This window comes from Kitasatospora sp. NPDC058492 (assembly GCF_042720685.1).
Lineage (GTDB): Bacteria > Actinomycetota > Actinomycetes > Streptomycetales > Streptomycetaceae > Kitasatospora.
In genome coordinates this window covers 15659-33299 of the sequence record NZ_JBHXMU010000085.1, presented here as the reverse complement: position 1 = coordinate 33299, position 17641 = coordinate 15659, and the positions used below count along the sequence as shown (strand labels likewise).

Here is a 17641-nt window from a genome sequence, read left to right as displayed (position 1 = left end):
CAACCCCAGAAGAATCTGAGGCCGGGGATGTCAACATATCTGGCGTTGACTTTTGGCACGCTGTTGAGTTCTCAAGGAACGGACACTTCCTTCGGGCCGCCTTCCAGCGGGCCCTCCGGGCGCTTCGTTCTTTCGTGTTTCAAGCTTATCAGATGTTTTCCGCTCCGTTTTCCGGAGTTTCATTTACCTGAGTGGCTTTCGCCTTTCGGCGCTCCCGAACTCTATCAGAGTTTCTCGGGCCGTTTTCCGCGGTCATTCTCGAATTCGCATTCGAGAAACTTCCTGCGGGGCCGTCCCGTGGGGCAACCCGGAGAACATTACGCACCGGGCTGCCCCACGTCAAACCAGCCGCCGGAGGCTCAGACCTCGACGACGACCGGCAGGATCATCGGCCGGCGGCGGTAGTTGTCCGCCACCCACTTGCCGACGGTCCGGCGGACCAGCTGCTGGACCTGGCGGGGATCCAGCACGCCGTCGCTCGCCGAGCGGTCCAGGGCCTCCTGGAGCTTGGCGGCGACCGGCACGAACGCGTTGTCGTCGATGCCGGAGCCGCGGGCCTGGAAGGTCGGGCCGCCCACGATCTTGCCGTTGGTCGAGTCGACCGCGACGAAGACCGAGATGAAGCCCTCCTCGCCGAGGATCCTGCGGTCCTTGAGCGAGGCCTCGGTGATGTCGCCGACCGAGGCGCCGTCCACGTAGACGTACCCGGCCTGCACCTTGCCGACGATCCGGGCGACGCCCTTCTCCAGGTCGACGCAGACGCCGTCCTCGGCGATGACCACGCGGTTGCGCGGAATGCCGGTGGCGATGCCCAGGTCGGCGGCGGCCCGCAGGTGGCGCCACTCGCCGTGGACCGGCATCAGGTTGCGCGGCTTGCAGATGTTGAAGAAGTACAGCAGCTCGCCGGCCGAGGCGTGGCCGGAGACGTGCACCTTGGCGTTGCCCTTGTGCACGACCTTGGCGCCCCAGCGGGTGAGGCCGTTGATCACCCGGTAGACGGCGTTCTCGTTGCCCGGGATGAGCGACGAGGCCAGGACGACGGTGTCGCCCTCGACGATGCGGATCTGGTGGTCGCGGTTGGCCATCCGGGACAGCGCCGCCATCGGCTCGCCCTGGGAGCCGGTGCAGATCAGCACGACGTCCTTGTCCGGCAGGTCGTCGAGCTGCTTGACGTCGACGACCATGTTGCCGGGGACCTTCAGGTAGCCGAGGTCGCGGGCGATGCCCATGTTGCGGACCATCGAGCGGCCGACGAAGGCGACCTTGCGCTTGTACTCGTGCGCGGCGTCCAGCACCTGCTGGATGCGGTGCACGTGGCTGGCGAAGGAGGCGACGATGATGCGCTTGTCGGCGTTCGCGAAGACGTTCCGCAGCGCGGCCGAGATGTCCCGCTCGGGCGGGATGAAGCCGGGGACCTCGGCGTTGGTGGAGTCCACCAGCAGCAGGTCCATGCCCTCTTCGGCCAGCTTGGCGAAGGTCGGCAGGTCGGTCAGGCGGCCGTCGAGCGGCAGCTGGTCCATCTTGAAGTCGCCGGTGGCCACGACCATGCCCGCGGGGGTGCGGACGGCGACCGCCAGGGCGTCCGGGATGGAGTGGTTGACCGCGATGAACTCGCAGTCGAAGGGGCCGATGCGCTCGCGCTCGCCCTCCTTGACCTCCAGCACGTACGGCCGGATGCGGTGCTCGGCGAGCTTGGCCTCGATCAGGGCGAGGGTGAGCTTGGAGCCGATCAGCGGGATGTCCGGGTTCTCCCGCAGGAGGAACGGGACGGCGCCGATGTGGTCCTCGTGCCCGTGGGTGAGGACGATGCCGTCGATCTTGTCGAGGCGGTCCCGGATGTAGGTGAAGTCCGGGAGGATCAGGTCCACGCCGGGCTGCTCGTCCTCGGGGAAGAGGACGCCGCAGTCGACGATCAGGATGCGGCCCCCGTATTCGAAGACCGTCATGTTGCGGCCGATCTCGCCGAGACCGCCGAGCGGGGTGATGCGGAGGGCGCCCTCCTTCAGGGCCGGGGGTGCGCCGAGTTCGGGGTGCGGGTGGCTCAAAAGACTCTCCTCACGACGCACGCCATATGCCCGGGGTCCTCCCCCTGAAGACATATGGCGTGCGTACTCAGTGTCGTTTTTCCTACTGGGTCGGTGCTCTCGCGCCGTCGGTCCGGTCCAGCGGCGGGCCCGTGAGGGTCCGGCGAGCCGGGGCGCGCACGTCTTCGTCTGTTACAGGTGTACCCCGCCGGCGGCGAGATCCTTCGTCAATCGTGCGATCTCCTCGGGAGTCGCGCCGACCAGCGGCAGCCGCAGCGGGCCGGCCGGCAGTCCCTGGAGCTCCAGCGCGGCCTTGGCGAGGATGACGCCCTGCGTGCGGAACATACCGCTGAACACCGGGAGCAGGCCCTGGTGGATCGCCGTGGCCTTGGCCACATCGCCGGCCAGGTACGCCTCGATCATCGCACGCAGTTCGCCGGCCACGACGTGTCCGACGACGCTGACCACTCCGGCGGCTCCGACCGACAGCAGCGGCAGGTTGAGGATGTCGTCGCCGGAGTACCAGGCGAGGTCGGAGCGGGCGATGGCCCAGGCGGCGGCGCCGAGGTCGCCCTTGGCGTCCTTGTTGGCGACGATCCGCGGGTGCTCGCCGAGACGGACCAGCGTCTCGTGGCTCAGCGCGACGCCGCTGCGGCCCGGGATGTCGTAGAGCATGACCGGCAGCCCGGTGGTGTCCGCGATGTGCACGGTGTGCCGGTACAGGCCCTCCTGCGGGGGCTTGCTGTAGTACGGCGTGACGACCAGCAGGCCGTGGGCTCCGGCGGCCTCCGCCTGTCGCGCCAGCTCGGCACTGTGGTGGGTGTCGTTGGTGCCGACGCCGGCCACCACGTGGGCGCGATCCCCGACCGCCTCCACCACGGCGCGGACGAGCTGGGCCTTCTCGGCGTCGCTGGTGGTCGGGGACTCACCGGTGGTGCCGTTGACGACGAGGCCGTCGTTGCCGGAGTCCACGAGGTGTGTGGCGAGGCGCTGGGCGCCGTCGAGGTCGAGTCCGCCGTCGGCGGTGAACGGGGTGACCATCGCGGTCAGGACCCGGCCGAACGGCGTCTGGGGGGTGGAGGTCGGAGCCATGCGTCCAAAGCTACTCGTAGGCGGTGGGGCGGTAACCACACCGGTCCAGTGTTCGGACAGGGGCATACCGTGCGAAGCGGCGGAAACAGGCGGTGACATGGGATTCCGGTGCTGCCCGCTCGGGGGTTCGGGCAGCACCGGAATCCGTGTTCATGAATGTAGGGAGCGGCTAGAAAAGCCGCAATCCAGACATGCGAGACACTCCGCCCATATGCCTATCGTCCCAGGTCAGGGAGCGACCCGGCCGTGCTTCTCGAAGGCCGCATGGGTGAGCGGCATGAGCCGCGCCCACTCCTGCTCCATCTGCTCGGCGACCATCTCGATCTCGCGCTGCGGGAAGGACGGCACCGCCGAGTGCTCCCGCTTGGTCCGCAGCGACAGGAAGTGCATCAGCGAACGGGAGTTGCAGGTCGCGTACATCGAGGAGAACAGGCCGACCGGCAGCACCGCGCGGGCCACCTCGCGGGCCACGCCGGCCGCCAGCATCTCCTGGTAGCGCGCGTAGGACTCGCGGTACGCGGCCTCCATCGCCTCGGTGGTGGTCCTGTGCTGCTCGGGGGTGCCGTCGACGAACTCGTAGCGGCCCGGGCGGCCCTGCTGGACGAGCTTGCGCTCCTCCGCCGGGACGTAGAAGACCGGCTGCAGCTCGCGGTAGCGGCCGGACTCCTCGTTGTAGGACCAGCCGCTGCGGTGCCGGTGGAACTCCCGGAACACGAAGATCGGCGCGCTGATGAAGAAGGTCATCGAGTTGTGCTCGAAGGGGGTGCCGTGCCGGTCCCGCATCAGGAAGTTGATCAGGCCCTTGGACTTCTCCGGGTCCTGCTGGACCGCCTCCAGGGACTGCTCCCCCGCGGTCGAGACGCGGGCCGCCCAGATGACGTCCGAGTCGGCGGCCGCGCTGCGGACCAGCTCGACCGTCACGTCGCTGCGGAAGCTGGGGGCCGTCGGTTCGTCGCTCACGCGTTGCTCCTTGCGGGTTCGGTGCTGTGCAGCTTGATGGCGTGCTGCATGGTCTTGCGGGCGCGCGGGGTGTCGCCGGCGTCGGCGTACGCCACCGCGAGGCGGAACCAGACCCGCCAGTCGGCCGGCGCGGCCTCCGCCTCGGCCTGGCGGCGGGCGAACACCGCATCGGCCGAGGCCCGGTCGATCCGCCCGCCGGTGGTGCGCTGGAGCTCGTCCACCGGCAGGCCGCCCTCGGCCTCCAGCTCCCGGGCGAGCTGCTCGCTGGCCCGGCCGAACCGGACGGTCTGGCGCAGGAACCAGACGCCGATCACCGGGATGACGAAGGCGCACAGGCCGATGCCGATGCCGAGCGGCTTGCCGGTGGCGACCAGCTGGACACCCTCCCCGACGCAGAGGAGGGCGACCAGCAGCAGCACGCCGGACAGGACGAAGAATCCGGTACGGGACGTCATGCCGGGCTCACAGGTCCAGGAAGTGTTCGAGGCCCAGGGTGAGCCCCGGCGTCTCCACGACCTTGCGCACACCGAGCAGGATGCCCGGCATGAAGCTGCTGTGGTGCAGCGAGTCGTGCCGGATGGTGAGCGTCTCACCGGTGTCGCCGAACATCACCTGCTGGTGGGCGAGCAGCCCGCGCAGCCGGACGGCGTGCACCGGCACCCCGTCCACGTCGGCGCCGCGCGCGCCGGGCAGGCTGTGGGTGGTCGGGTCCTGCTGCGGCGGGCGGCCGGCCTCGGCGCGGGCGGCCGCGATCAGCTGCGCGGTGCGGGTGGCGGTGCCGCTGGGGGCGTCGGCCTTGCGGTCGTGGTGCAGCTCGACCACCTCGACCGACTCGAAGTACTTCGCCGCGGTCTGGGCGAACTTCATGCCGAGCACCGCGCCGATGGAGAAGTTCGGCGCGATCAGCAGGCCCAGCTCGGGGGCCTGGTCGAGCCAGCCGCGGACGGTGGCCAGCCGCTCGTCCGTCCAGCCGGTGGTCCCGGTGACCACGTGGATGCCGTGGTGCAGGCAGTAGTCGAGGTTGCCCATCACCGAGTCCGGGTGGGTGAGTTCGACGGCGACCTGGACGCCGGCCTCGGTCAGCTCCGCCGGCTCGGACCCGCGGCCCAGGGTGGCCACCAGTTCGAGGTCCGGCGCGGCCTCGACGGCCTTGACCGCCTCGGAGCCGATCCGGCCGTTGGCACCGATCACGGCGACACGCAGCGTCATAGCGAAATGTCCTCTCACACCAGCAGATCGGCGAGCTTGGCGGCCCGCTTGTCGTTGACCGGTCCGATCAGCGCCAGCGACGGCCGGTACGCGCCCAGCACATCACGGGCCACCGCGTGGACGTCGTCCAGGGTCACGGCCGCGATCCGCGCCAGCATCTCGTCCACCGACAGGTGGTGCCCGTAGCTCAGCTCGGCCTTGCCGATCCGGTTCATCAGCGAGCCGGTGTCCTCCATGCCCAGCACGGTGGAGCCGGAGATCTGGCCGATCGCGCGCCGCAGCTCCTCCTCGGTGATGCCCTCGGCGACCACCTTGGCCAGCTCCGCGCGGCAGATCCGCAGCACCTCCTCGACCCGCTTGGGCTGGCAGCCGGCGTAGATGCCGAACAGGCCGCTGTCCGCGTAGGACGAGGAGTACGAGTACACCGAGTACGCCAGGCCGCGCTTCTCCCGGACCTCCTGGAACAGCCGGGAGCTCATCCCGCCGCCGAGGGCCGCGTTGAGCACGCCCATCGCCCAGCGGCGCTCGTCGTGCCGCGGCACCCCGGGCACGCCCAGCACCAGGTGGGCCTGCTCGGTGGAGCGGTTGAGCACCTCGACCCGGCCGGCCGTGCGCAGCGCCTTGACGCCGCGGCGGGCCTCGGCGGGGGCCGCGTCGGAGCGGGCCAGCACCGCCGCGAAGGCCTGCTCGACCTGCTTGACCACCGTGTGGTGGTCGAGGTTGCCGGCGGCCGAGACGACCAGGTTCTCGGGCCGGTAGCGGCGGCGGTAGAAGCCGGCGATCTGCTCCCGGGTGAGCACCTTGATGGTCTCCTGGGTGCCCAGGATGGGGCGGCCGAGCGGGCCGCTGCCGAAGATCACCTTGGCGAACAGGTCGTGCACCACGTCGCCCGGGTCGTCCTCGGCCATCGCCATCTCCTCGAGGATGACGCCGCGCTCGGCGTCGACGTCCTCGGAGCGGATCAGCGAGCCGGTGACCATGTCGCAGACCACGTCGATGGCCAGCGGCAGGTCGGTATCCAGGACCCGGGCGTAGTAGCAGGTGTTCTCCTTCGCGGTGAAGGCGTTCATCTCACCGCCGACCGCGTCCAGGGCAGCCGAGATGTCCAGCGCGCTGCGCCGCGCGGTGCCCTTGAAGAGCAGGTGCTCCAGGTAGTGGGTGGCGCCGTTGAGCTGCGGGGTCTCGTCCCGCGAGCCGACGCCGACCCAGATGCCGAAGGTGGCGGAGCGCACCGTCGGCAGGGTCTCGGTGACGACCCGAAGGCCGCCGGGGAGGACGGTGCGGCGCACCGTGCCGGCGCCGTCGGCGCCCTTGAGCAGGGTCCGGGTGGAGCCGGGGCGCTGCTTCGCCGCCGGGGCCTGAGCCACGGGGGGTACCTCCAGAGGAAACACGCGTGGGAACGCTTGGACGAACGCGGGGGCAACAGGGTGCGGCCCGCACGCCGGGAGGCGTACGGGCCGCAAGGATCAGCTAGCGGCGCTTCACTCGGAAGCGGTCTCGCCGGCTTCCTCGCCCTCGACGACGGGGATGAGGGAGAGCTTGCCGCGCGGGTCGATCTCGGCGATCTCGACCTGCACCTTGGCGCCGACACCGAGGACGTCCTCGACGTTCTCGACGCGCTTGCCGCCGGCCAGCTTGCGGATCTGCGAGATGTGCAGCAGGCCGTCCTTGCCCGGCATGAGCGAGACGAACGCGCCGAACGTCGTGGTCTTCACCACGGTGCCCAGGTAGCGCTCGCCGACCTCCGGCATGGTCGGGTTGGCGATCTGGTTGATCGTGGTGCGGGCGGCCTCGGCGGCCGGTCCGTCGGCGGCACCGATGTAGATGGTGCCGTCGTCCTCGATCGTGATCTCGGCGCCGGTGTCCTCCTGGATCTGGTTGATCATCTTGCCCTTGGGGCCGATGACCTCACCGATCTTGTCCACCGGGATCTTGATGGTGATGATCCGCGGGGCGTTCGGGGACATCTCGTCCGGCGTGTCGATGGCCTCGTTCATCACGTCGAGGATGTGCAGACGCGCGTCCTTGGCCTGCTTCAGCGCGGCGGCCAGCACCGACGCCGGGATGCCGTTGAGCTTGGTGTCCAGCTGCAGGGCGGTGATGAAGTTGCGGGTACCGGCGACCTTGAAGTCCATGTCGCCGTACGCGTCCTCGGCACCGAGGATGTCGGTCAGCGCGACGTAGTGGGTCTCACCGTCGATCTCCTGGGAGATCAGGCCCATGGCGATACCGGCGACGGCGGCCTTCAGCGGCACACCGGCGTTCAGCAGCGACATGGTGGAGGCGCAGACCGAGCCCATCGAGGTGGAGCCGTTGGAGCTCAGCGCCTCGGAGACCTGGCGGATGGCGTACGGGAAGTCCTCACGCGAGGGCAGCACGGGGATGATCGCCCGCTCCGCCAGCGCGCCGTGGCCGATCTCGCGGCGCTTGGGCGCACCCACGCGGCCGGTCTCGCCGACCGAGTACGGCGGGAAGTTGTAGTTGTGCATGTAGCGGCGACGCGTCTCCGGGGAGAGCGTGTCCAGCTGCTGCTCCATGCGCAGCATGTTGAGGGTGGTGACGCCCAGGATCTGGGTCTCGCCACGCTCGAACAGGGCCGAGCCGTGCACGCGCGGGATGGCCTCGACCTCGGCGGCCAGCGTGCGGATGTCGGTGACACCGCGGCCGTCGATGCGGACCTTGTCCTTGATGACGCGCTCGCGGACGACCTTCTTGGTCAGCGCGTTGTAGGCGGCGCTGATCTCCTTCTCGCGACCCTCGAACTCGGGGAGCAGCTTCTCGGCGGCCAGCGCCTTGACGCGGTCCAGCTCGTTGTTGCGCTCCTGCTTGCCCGGGATGGTGAGGGCCTGGGCGAGCTCGTCCTTGACGGCGGCGGTCAGCGCGGCGAGGACGTCGTCCTGGTAGTCCAGGAAGACCGGGAACACGCCGGTCGGCTTGGCGGCCTGGGCGGCGAGCTGCGATTGGGCGGCGCACAGCACCTTGATGAACGGCTTGGCGGCGTCCAGACCGGCGGCGACGACGTCCTCGGTCGGCGCCTCGGCGCCGCCCTCGACCAGCTTGATGGTCTTGTCGGTGGCCTCGGCCTCGACCATCATGATCGCGACGTCGCCGTCCGGCAGGACGCGACCGGCGACGACCATGTCGAAGACGGCCGACTCCAGCTCGCTGTGGGTCGGGAAGGCCACCCACTGGCCGTTGATCAGCGCGACGCGGACGCCGCCGATCGGGCCGGAGAACGGCAGGCCCGCCAGCTGGGTGGACGCGGAGGCGGCGTTGATGGCCACCACGTCGTACAGGTGGTCGGGGTTGAGCGCCATGACGGTGCAGACGACCTGGACCTCGTTGCGCAGGCCCTTGACGAAGGACGGGCGCAGCGGGCGGTCGATCAGGCGGCAGGTGAGGATCGCGTCCTCGGAGGGCCGGCCCTCACGACGGAAGAACGAGCCGGGGATGCGGCCCGCGGCGTACATGCGCTCCTCGACGTCCACGGTCAGCGGGAAGAAGTCGAAGTGCTCCTTCGGCTGCTTGGACGCGCTGGTGGCCGACAGCACCATGGTGTCGTCGTCCAGGTAGGCCACGGCGGAGCCGGCGGCCTGACGGGCCAGACGGCCGGTCTCGAAGCGGATGGTACGGGTGCCGAAGGAACCGTTGTCGATCACGGCCTCGGCGTAGAACACGTTCTCTTCCACCTGGAAGATCTCCTCTTTCGTACGTCTCCGGGAGAGCGTCCCCGCGCTGCCTGCCGGCTGGCCCTGGCCCTCCTGGCAAGGAGGACGGCAGTCGGGCCGGTCTTCGATCGAAGCCTCCGGGGTGCTCCGCTCGGTCTGCGGGGCTTCCGGGGGCCACTACCGAGGACCGGCGCCTCACGGCTGCCGGGCCGGGACGGGCGGTCCGCGTCTGGACGCTCTCTCGGATGCGGGCGGCTTCCGTTTGAAGCCTTCGGCCCGCGGGGGGTTCGGGTTCGTCTGCCCGGGTGGCGCGCTGGTGCGCCATCACCGGGCATGCCCACAACCCTACGGTGCAATCCTCGGCCACCTGGGGAGGTACGCGCGAGTTGTTATGTCCGGGCGCCGCGGCTCGGGGTGTCCGCGGCATACGCGCGAGGGGCGGCTCCCCGGTGTGGGGAGCCGCCCCGAGCGGCGGTCTTAGCGGGCGCCACCGGCGGCACCGCGGCGGATGCCCAGGCGGTCGACGAGCGTACGGAAGCGCTCGATGTCCTTCTTGGCCAGGTACTGCAGCAGGCGGCGGCGCTGGCCGACCAGGATCAGCAGGCCACGACGCGAGTGGTGGTCGTGCTTGTGGGTCTTGAGGTGCTCGGTCAGGTCCGCGATGCGACGGGAGAGCATGGCCACCTGGACCTCGGGGGAACCGGTGTCGCCCTCCTTCTGGCCGAACTCGGCGAAGATCTGCTTCTTGACGTCAGAGGCGAGAGCCACTGCAACTCCTTCAGGGTGTACCGAGCGGTCCTGGTCGACAACACAGGACTGATGAGGACTCGGTGTCGTGACGGAGCGCGGCCGGCGGTCTGCGACCCACCGGAGGCGGACACACGGCTGCGCTCGAAGGCCAAGGGTACCAGTGCCGCCCACCCGGCCGGTCGGCGGGCCGGACGGGCTGAACGGGGCAGGCGGCGCGGGCCGGGCCGGTCAGCTGGTGGCGCCGCGGACCAGCCGGTAGACGTCCAGGACGGCGAGTGCCAGCGGGACGAGGGAGATCAGGGTCAGGCTGTCGACCAGGTCCAGGATGCGCCCCCAGAACGGGGAGACGCCGAGCCGGGGCACCACCAGCGCGATCGCGGCGAGCAGCGCCGCGCCGAACGCGATGGAGGCCGCCAGCCAGACGGTGCGCAGGTCGACCTCGGTGGAGCTGGCGGCGCGCAGGATGAACTGCGGGGTGTGCAGGGACAGGCCGATGATCAGCAGGGCCAGGCCGAGCAGCCCGGCGATGGTGAGGCTGAAGACCTGCGCGGTGTAGCGGAACAGCCGGGCGCGCAGCATCGTGGCCAGGCCCAGGGCGAGCGCGAGCAGCTCGGGGAACGTCCGATCGGTGAAGCCGAGGACGGCGCAGGAGCCGACCACGACCGCGGCGCAGCCGCCGACCAGGCCGACCAGGACCTCGTGGCCGCGGCGGGCCTGGTGGGCGATCCGCTCGTACTGGACGGCCTCGGCGCGCTCGGCCTCCTCGTCGTGGTCGCGGCTGCGGGTGCGGGTCTGGCCCGGGGCGCTGAAGCCGACGGGCAGCCGGGCGAAGCGGGCGGAGAGGCCGGGCAGGAAGCCGACGGCCGCGACGGCGGTGATGCCGGTGACGGCGGCGATGTGCCCGGCGGGGGTGTCCGGCAGCAGGACGGCGGCGAAGGTGGCGAGCGCCCCGGCGGCCGCGACCAGGGCGGCGGCGACGAACACCGCGTCCTTCTCGGGGAGCAGTCCGACCAGCAGCACGGCGACCACCAAGGCGGCGACGCAGCCGGCCAGGAACTGGAGCCGGCCGGGGCCGTCCCACGGGTGGGCGACGGCGAGGACGCCGCTGCCGCCGATCATGGCGTGCGGCAGGGCGCCGAGGCCGAGCGCGAGCGCGGCGTGGGCGTCCTGGTAGACCCGGGCGCGGACGCCGGCCAGCGCGGTGAGGACGACGGCGGTGACGCCGGCCAGGACGCCGGGCAGGCCGTGCATGTCGTGGCGCAGGTCGGCGAACCAGAGCGCGAAGCCGAGCAGGACGAGCAGCAGTGCGGCGCCGATCAGGCCGAAGGCCCGCATGAGTTCGGCGCTCCAGAGCCGGCGGTCGGTCTCGACGGCGCTGGCGATCGCGTCGGCGACGTCGTCGTAGACGGCCGGCGGGAGGGACTCGGCGAAGGGGCGCAGCGCGAGCAGGTCGCCGTCGCGGACCTGCTGGGCGGCGAGCGGCAGGCCGCTGTCGAGGACGGTGCCGTCGCGGCGCACCAGGTGGAAGCCGGTGGGAGCGCCGTCGGGCCGGCTCTGGTTGGCCAGGCGCAGCACCTCGGGGTAGACGTCCGCGAGCGGGACGTCCTCGGGCAGGGCGACGTCGATCCGGCGGTCCGGGGCGACGACGGTGACCCGGCAGTAGCCGGTCGCGGCGGCGTTGCTCATCGCCGCACCTCGGTCCTTCGACGCACTGGGCGCTCCCCCTTGTTGACGGTGCCGCGGCACGGCGGCGCTCGGTGTGGCAGTGGAACCGGCCCGGCCGGGCCGCGAGTTGGCGCGGCGTTACCCTACCCGCTCGGTTCGTGCCCGGCCCCGGTGCGGGCCGGGCCCCCGGCGGGGGGTGCGGACGCGGGCCTGGCGGGCGGTGCGGGGGCGACCGTTAGGATCGGCCCCTGCGCGCGGTACGGGGGGCGGCGCCGTGTGGTGCGTCCTCGCCCTGGTGAATCCCGTACGAGCCGTACGAGCCGTACGAGTCCAGTTGCGTGAGGGCTGATGCCGAAGTGATCGATCGACGCCGCGGGGTGGATGACACATGGGTGTGATCACGGTCAAGCGCCCGGGCAGGGCCTATCCGCCGGCGGTGCCGGACGAGCCGGTGGAGCTGGTGACCCCGCCCGAACTGCCCCGGCAGGGCGGCGAGGACTGGCTGATGAGCATCCTTCCGATGCTCGGCATGGGCGGCTCGGCGGTGTTCTTCTTCGCGCCGGGCGCGGCGGCCCCGATGAAGATCATGGGCGGTCTGATGGTCGCCTCGACGGTCGGCATGGTGCTGGCGCAGATCATGCGGGCCCGCAGGGGCGGTTCGACCGCGATGGCGGACGAGCGGCGCGACTACCTCAAGTACCTGCAGCAGATGCGCCGCCAGGTGCGCCGCACGGCGGAGCGCCAGCGCGGCGCACTGCTGTTCCTGAACCCGGCGCCGGACCAGCTGTGGTCGATCGTGGCGGACGGCCGGCGGCTGTGGGAGCGCCGCACCGGGGACGGCGACTTCGCGCAGATCCGGGTGGGCCTGGGCCCGGTGCAGCTGTCGACGCCGCTGGTGGCGCCGCAGACCGCGCCGATGGACGAGCTGGAGCCGCTGTCGGCGGCCGCGATGCACTCCTTCCTGAAGGCCCACGGCACCTTGCAGGACCTGCCGCTGGCGGTGTCGCTGCGCGCCTTCTACCACGTCACGGTGTGCGGGGACGCGGACTCGGTGTACGGCAACGTGCGCGCGATGATCGCCCAGCTGACCACCCTGCACTCGCCGGACGACCTGCTGGTCGCGGTGGCCGCGGCGCCGGGCGCGGCGGAGGAGTGGGAGTGGACCAAGTGGCTCCCGCACAACCAGCACCGCAAGGAGGCCGACGGCGCGGGCTCGCGCCGTCTGATCGCCACCGACCTGGGCGAGCTGGAGTTCCTGTTGCAGGACGAGCTGGCCGGCCGCCAGCGGTTCGTGCGGGACGCGGCGCCCGCGCCGGACCAGCCGCACCTGGTGGTGGTGATGGACGGCGCCGGGGTGCCGCCGAACTCGCTGCTGGCGAGCCCCGAGGGCGTGCAGGGGGTGACCGTCATCGAGGTGGTGCCGGGCGACCTGGACGAGCCGAGCGGGCACCTGATGGTGACGGTGAGCCCGCAGGAGCTGGTGCTGCGCTCGGCCTCCGGGGCGACGTACACCGGCACGCCGGACCTGCTCTCGGTCTGGCAGTGCGAGGCGCTGGCACGGCAGTTGGCGCCGTACCGGCTCTCGGCCGGCGGGGACGACGAGCCGCTGCTGTCGAACCTGGACTTCACCGACCTGATGAACTCGGGCGACCCGGGCTCCTTCGACGTGACGCGCAGCTGGCGTCCGCGCGCCCAGCACGAGCGGATGCGGGTGCCGATCGGGGTCGGCGCGAACGGCGAGCACGTCTACCTGGACATCAAGGAGGCCGCGCTGGAGGGCATGGGCCCGCACGGCCTGTGCGTGGGCGCGACCGGCTCCGGCAAGTCGGAGCTGCTGCGCACCCTGGTGCTGGCGCTGGCGATGACGCACTCCTCGGAGATCCTGAACTTCGTCCTCGCCGACTTCAAGGGCGGCGCGACCTTCTCCGGCATGGCGGACATGCCGCACACCTCCGCGGTGATCACCAACCTGGAGGGCGAACTCACCCTGGTCGACCGCATGCGCGACGCGATCGAGGGTGAACTGCACCGCCGCCAGGAGCTGCTGCGCTCGGCGGGCAACTACGCCAACATCCACGAGTACGAGCGGGCCCGGGCGGCCGGCGCGGCGCTGGACCCGCTGCCCTCGCTGGTGCTGATCATCGACGAGTTCTCCGAACTGCTCACCGCCAAGCCGGACTTCATCGAGATGTTCATCCAGATCGGCCGGATCGGCCGGTCGCTGGGGGTGCACCTGCTGCTGGCCTCGCAGCGTCTGGAGGAGGGCAAGCTGCGCGGCCTGGACACCTACCTCTCCTACCGGATCGGTCTGCGCACCTTCTCGGCGGCCGAGTCGCGGGCGGCGATCGGGGTGCCGGACGCCTACCACCTGCCGCCGGTGCCGGGCGTCGGGTACCTCAAGTTCGGCGAGGACGTGATGGACCGGTTCCAGGCCGCGTACGTCTCGGGGCCCTACCGGGCGCCGGGGCAGCAGCGGTCGACCGGCGGGCGGCGGGTGAACGCCCGCCCGGTGCTGTTCACCGCGGCCCGGGTGGAGCCGCCGGAGCCGGCGGTGGAGGAGGAGGCGCCGCTCGCCCCGGAGCAGGACGACGCGCTGGTCGACACCGTGCTGGACGTGTTCGTGCAGCGGATGACGGGCCAGGGCCCGGCCGCGCACCAGGTGTGGCTGCCGCCGCTGGAGGAGGCGCCGAGCATGGACCACCTGCTGCCGCCGCTCCAGGTGGTGCCGGAGCGCGGGCTGACCGCGCCCGGCTTCCCGGCGGGCCGGCTGCGGGTGCCGATCGGCATCGTGGACAAGCCGCGCGAGCAGAAGACCGACGTCCTGGAGGTCGACTACGCGGGGGCGGCCGGCCACGGCCTGGTCGTGGGCGGCCCGCGCTCGGGCAAGTCGACGGTGGTGCGCACCACGGTGGCCTCGTTCGCGCTCACCCACACCCCGCGGGAGGTGCAGTTCTACCTGCTGGACTTCGGCGCGGGCAGCTTCCAGTCGCTGGCCGGGCTGCCGCACGTCGGCGGGGTGGCCGGGCGCCTGGACGTCGACAAGGTGCGCCGGATGGTCTCCGAGGTGCACGGGGTGCTGAACCGGCGCGAGGAGCTGTTCCGGGCCGCCGGGATCGACACCATCGGCACCTACCGGGCCCGCCGGGCGGCCGGGCAGCTGCCGGACGAGGCGTTCGGCGACGTGTTCCTGGTGATCGACGGCTGGAACACCTTCAAGCAGGAGTTCGAGGTGCTGGAGGCGGTGATCGGCGACATCGCCCAGCGCGGCCTCGGCTACGGCGTCCACCTGGTCATCACCGCGGCCCGGTACGCCGAGGTGCGCCCGGCGCTGAAGGACCTGCTGCAGAACCGGACCGAGCTGAAGCTCGGCGACCCGATGGAGTCCGAGGTGGACCGCCGGGTGGCGCAGAACGTCCCGTCGCTGGCCGGGCGCGGCATCACCCCGGAGCGGCTGCACTTCCTGTCCGGCCTGCCGCGGCTGGACGGCTCCTGCGCGGTGGACGACCTCCAGCACGGGGTGGCCGGCCTGGTCGCCGCCGTCGACGGGGCCTGGAGCGGCCCGCGCGCGCCGCAGGTGCGGATGCTGCCGGCCGTCCTGGACGGGAACTCGCTGCCGAAGAGCTCCGAGCGCCCGGAGCGCGGGATCGCCTTCGGCGTGGACGAGGCCGAGCTGGCACCGGCCTTCGTGAACTTCGAGACCGACCCGCTGTTCATCGTCTTCGGCGACACCGAGTCGGGGAAGTCGGCGCTGCTGCGGATGCTGATCAAGCAGATCACCGAGCGGTACACCCCGGACCAGGCGGGCATCGTGGTCGGCGACTACCGGCGCGCGCTGCTGGGCACCGTGCCGCCGGAGTACCTGGTGGAGTACGCGGCCGCGCAGCCGGCCATGGCGACCATCGTGGACATGCTGCGCGGGGCCTGCGCGCGCCGCCTGCCCGGCCCGGACGTCACCGCCGAGCAGCTGCGCAACCGCAGCTGGTACAGCGGCAAGGACATGTTCGTGGTCGTGGACGACTACGAGCTGGTCGCGACGAGCTCGGGCAACCCGCTGGCGCCGCTGGCGGAGTTCCTGCCGTTCGCCCGGGACATCGGCCTGCGGGTGATCGTGGCCCGCAGCGCGGGCGGCGCCGGCCGCTCGCTGTACGAGCCGGTGCTGCAGCGGATGCGCGAGCTGGGCGGGCAGGGCGTGATCCTCTCCGGCAACCGGGACGAGGGCGCGCTGCTGGGGACGGTCAAGCCGATGCCGCTGCCGCCGGGGCGCGGGGTGTACGTGTCGCGCCGGGCGACCGGTGGGCAGATGGTCCAGACGGGCTGGCTGCCGCTGGTGTGAAGGCGCCGGCGCACCGCGCCGGCGGCTACGGACAGTGATCGATGGGTCGGGCTCGCGGGAGCCCGGCCCCTTCCGCGTCCCAGGTGTCGAAACGTTACCTAGATCTTTCCGGGGCGGGGCTGCGGTTCCCGCACCCCGTCCGGGGGTTGCGGCCGCGCAAAGGGACGCCTGGGCGTATCGCCGTCCGACTCCACGGACACCTTTGAAAGGCGGCTTGCAACACTCTGTTCACCTTGGATTCAGTTGCAATGTGGCAGAGGTAACAAGTCGGGCAAAGCTCGCAATGACCGTACGTGATCATCGGATCGCATGTCCATACCCTTCCGCGCAACGGATTCCGAAGCATTTCGGCCATTGACGCAATCAATACGCCCAGGTTCCATTGCGACCCAGGAGCGACCCCACCAGAACCCGAGCAGACAGCCAGCGGAGGCGATACCGCTCCCACCCACAGGACCGAACAGAGCCGATCGGAAGCCACATGACCGACACGCTTCGCCCGCCACGCGCCGCGACCCCCGCGACGGCCGACACCGCCGCCGCGCCCCAGCAACTCAAGCGCTCGATCGGCGTGGTGGGCGGCACCCTGCTCACACTGTCCTGCGTCACCCCGGCCTCCACGCTCTTCGTGATCGTCCCGGAGCTGTTCTCCAGCATCGGCAGCGCCACCGCCCTGGCCATCGCCATCGGCACCGTACTGTGCGTCGCCGTCGCGTTCTGTTACTCCGAGCTCGGCACCCTGATCCCCAGCGCCGGCGGCGAGTACGCGATGGTCGGCACCCTCGCCGGGCGGCTGGCCGGCTGGCTGGTCTTCGTGCTCTCGCTGATCGTGGTGATGATCGTCCCCTCGGTCATCGCCCTCGGCACCGCCGACTACCTCGCCCCCGTGCTGCACCTCGACAAGGCCATGACCGGCGCCGCCGTGATGCTCGCCGCCACCCTGGCCGGCCTGCTCGACCTGCGCGCCAACGCCTGGATCACCGGCGTCTTCCTGGTCCTGGAGGTCATCGCGGCCGGCGTCGTCTCGGTGCTCGGGTTCTCCCACGCCAACGCCGACGCCCCCAGCCTGCTGCACGGCGTGGTCACCGGGGACGGCGGCGCCACCACCACGGTGAGCATCGGCGCCATCGTCGGCGCGCTCGGCATCGCCCTGTTCATCACCCAGGGCTTCTCCACCGCCGTCTACCTCTCCGAGGAGCTGGAGAACCCCCGCCGCAACGTCTCGCGCACCGTGCTGTGGACGCTCGGCATCTCCTCCGCCGTCATCCTGGTCCCGGTCGTCGCCATCACCATGGGCGCCCCCGACCTGCAGACCCTGAGCTCCGGCGACATCTCCGGCATGGTCACCGCCTGGAGCAACTCCGCGGTCGGCACCTTCATCAGCCTCTGCGTCGCGCTGGCGATCATCAACGCCGGCATCGTCATGGTCATCCAGAACTCCCGGGTCCTGTTCGCCTCCGCCCGCGACAAGGCCTGGCCCGAGCCGGTCAACAAGGCCTTCGGAACCCTCGGCCGGTTCGGCTCCCCGTGGGTCGCCACCCTGGCCGTCGGCCTGCCCGGCGCCGCGCTCTGCTTCGTCAAGGGCGCGCTGCTCAGCAACATCACCGGCGTCGCCGTCACCGGGATGTACCTGCTGGTCGCGATCGCCGCGCTGCTCTCCCGCCGCGCCCACCACAAGCACGCCGCCGCCTGGCGGATGCCGCTGTGGCCGGCCGTCCCGGTGGTGCTGATCGCCGTCCTCGTCTACGTGATGACCCAGCTGGACACCGAACCCCTGCTGTGGACCGGCGGCATCACCGCCGCCGCCACCCTCTACTGGCTGTTCTACCTGCGCCCCCGCCAGGACACCCGCTGGGTGATCAGCCTCCCCGAGGACCAGCAGCCCTGACCCCCACCCCTCCCCCACACGGCAGTGCCCCGGGCTCCCCCTCGCCCGGGGC

The 17641-nt window shown here is 71.3% G+C and carries 12 protein-coding genes; 3 read left to right on the top strand and 9 right to left on the bottom strand.

Translation table 11 applies throughout. The annotated features are described in order from the left end of the window. A partial coding sequence (locus ACFWPI_RS35770) for a hypothetical protein (protein WP_380378422.1) occupies nt 1–191 on the top strand: 191 nt, incomplete at its 5' end. 168 nt (nt 192–359) lie between these two features. On the opposite strand, the gene ACFWPI_RS35765 is transcribed toward ACFWPI_RS35770, so the two are convergent. The 9 genes from ACFWPI_RS35765 to eccD form a co-directional block, all read right to left on the bottom strand. Further along, a complete protein-coding gene (locus ACFWPI_RS35765) occupies nt 360–2045 on the bottom strand; it encodes a ribonuclease J (protein WP_380378420.1) in 1686 nt (561 codons plus the stop codon). 171 nt (nt 2046–2216) lie between these two features. Continuing rightward, entirely contained in the window at nt 2217–3116 is a 900-nt protein-coding gene (gene dapA, locus ACFWPI_RS35760) for a 4-hydroxy-tetrahydrodipicolinate synthase (protein ID WP_063347602.1), read from the bottom strand. Between the two features lie 228 nt (nt 3117–3344). Continuing rightward, nucleotides 3345–4076, bottom strand: coding sequence for an FAD-dependent thymidylate synthase (gene thyX / locus ACFWPI_RS35755; RefSeq protein ID WP_063347603.1), 732 nt, complete (start codon nt 4074–4076; stop codon nt 3345–3347). Next, nucleotides 4073–4531, bottom strand: a complete 459-nt coding sequence (locus ACFWPI_RS35750; protein WP_063347604.1) for a tetratricopeptide repeat protein — start codon at nt 4529–4531, stop codon at nt 4073–4075. The genes thyX and ACFWPI_RS35750 overlap by 4 nt, the downstream gene beginning before the upstream one ends. A 7-nt stretch (nt 4532–4538) precedes the next feature. Beyond that, entirely contained in the window at nt 4539–5285 is a 747-nt protein-coding gene (gene dapB, locus ACFWPI_RS35745; protein ID WP_380378417.1) for a 4-hydroxy-tetrahydrodipicolinate reductase, read from the bottom strand. Nucleotides 5286–5299: 14 nt separating this feature from the next. Next, complete coding sequence (locus tag ACFWPI_RS35740) at nt 5300–6652, bottom strand: pitrilysin family protein (protein ID WP_350887436.1); 1353 nt, start codon at nt 6650–6652, stop codon at nt 5300–5302. A gap of 114 nt (nt 6653–6766) precedes the next feature. Further along, the gene (locus ACFWPI_RS35735; RefSeq protein ID WP_063347606.1) at nt 6767–8974 is read right to left on the bottom strand and encodes a polyribonucleotide nucleotidyltransferase; all 2208 of its coding nucleotides are present in this window, start codon (nt 8972–8974) and stop codon (nt 6767–6769) included. A gap of 456 nt (nt 8975–9430) precedes the next feature. Beyond that, nucleotides 9431–9721, bottom strand: a complete 291-nt coding sequence (gene rpsO / locus ACFWPI_RS35730) for a 30S ribosomal protein S15 (protein ID WP_063347607.1) — start codon at nt 9719–9721, stop codon at nt 9431–9433. Between the two features lie 210 nt (nt 9722–9931). Further along, a complete protein-coding gene (eccD, locus tag ACFWPI_RS35725; protein WP_380378414.1) occupies nt 9932–11389 on the bottom strand; it encodes a type VII secretion integral membrane protein EccD in 1458 nt (485 codons plus the stop codon). A 367-nt stretch (nt 11390–11756) separates the two neighbouring features. Between eccD and eccCa the strand changes: the two genes are divergently transcribed. Both eccCa and ACFWPI_RS35715 read left to right on the top strand, forming a co-directional pair. Beyond that, a complete protein-coding gene (gene eccCa, locus ACFWPI_RS35720; protein WP_380378412.1) occupies nt 11757–15701 on the top strand; it encodes a type VII secretion protein EccCa in 3945 nt (1314 codons plus the stop codon). Nucleotides 15702–16182: 481 nt separating this feature from the next. Then, complete coding sequence (locus ACFWPI_RS35715) at nt 16183–17589, top strand: APC family permease (protein WP_063347610.1); 1407 nt, start codon at nt 16183–16185, stop codon at nt 17587–17589. Nucleotides 17590–17641: the final 52 nt, after the last annotated feature.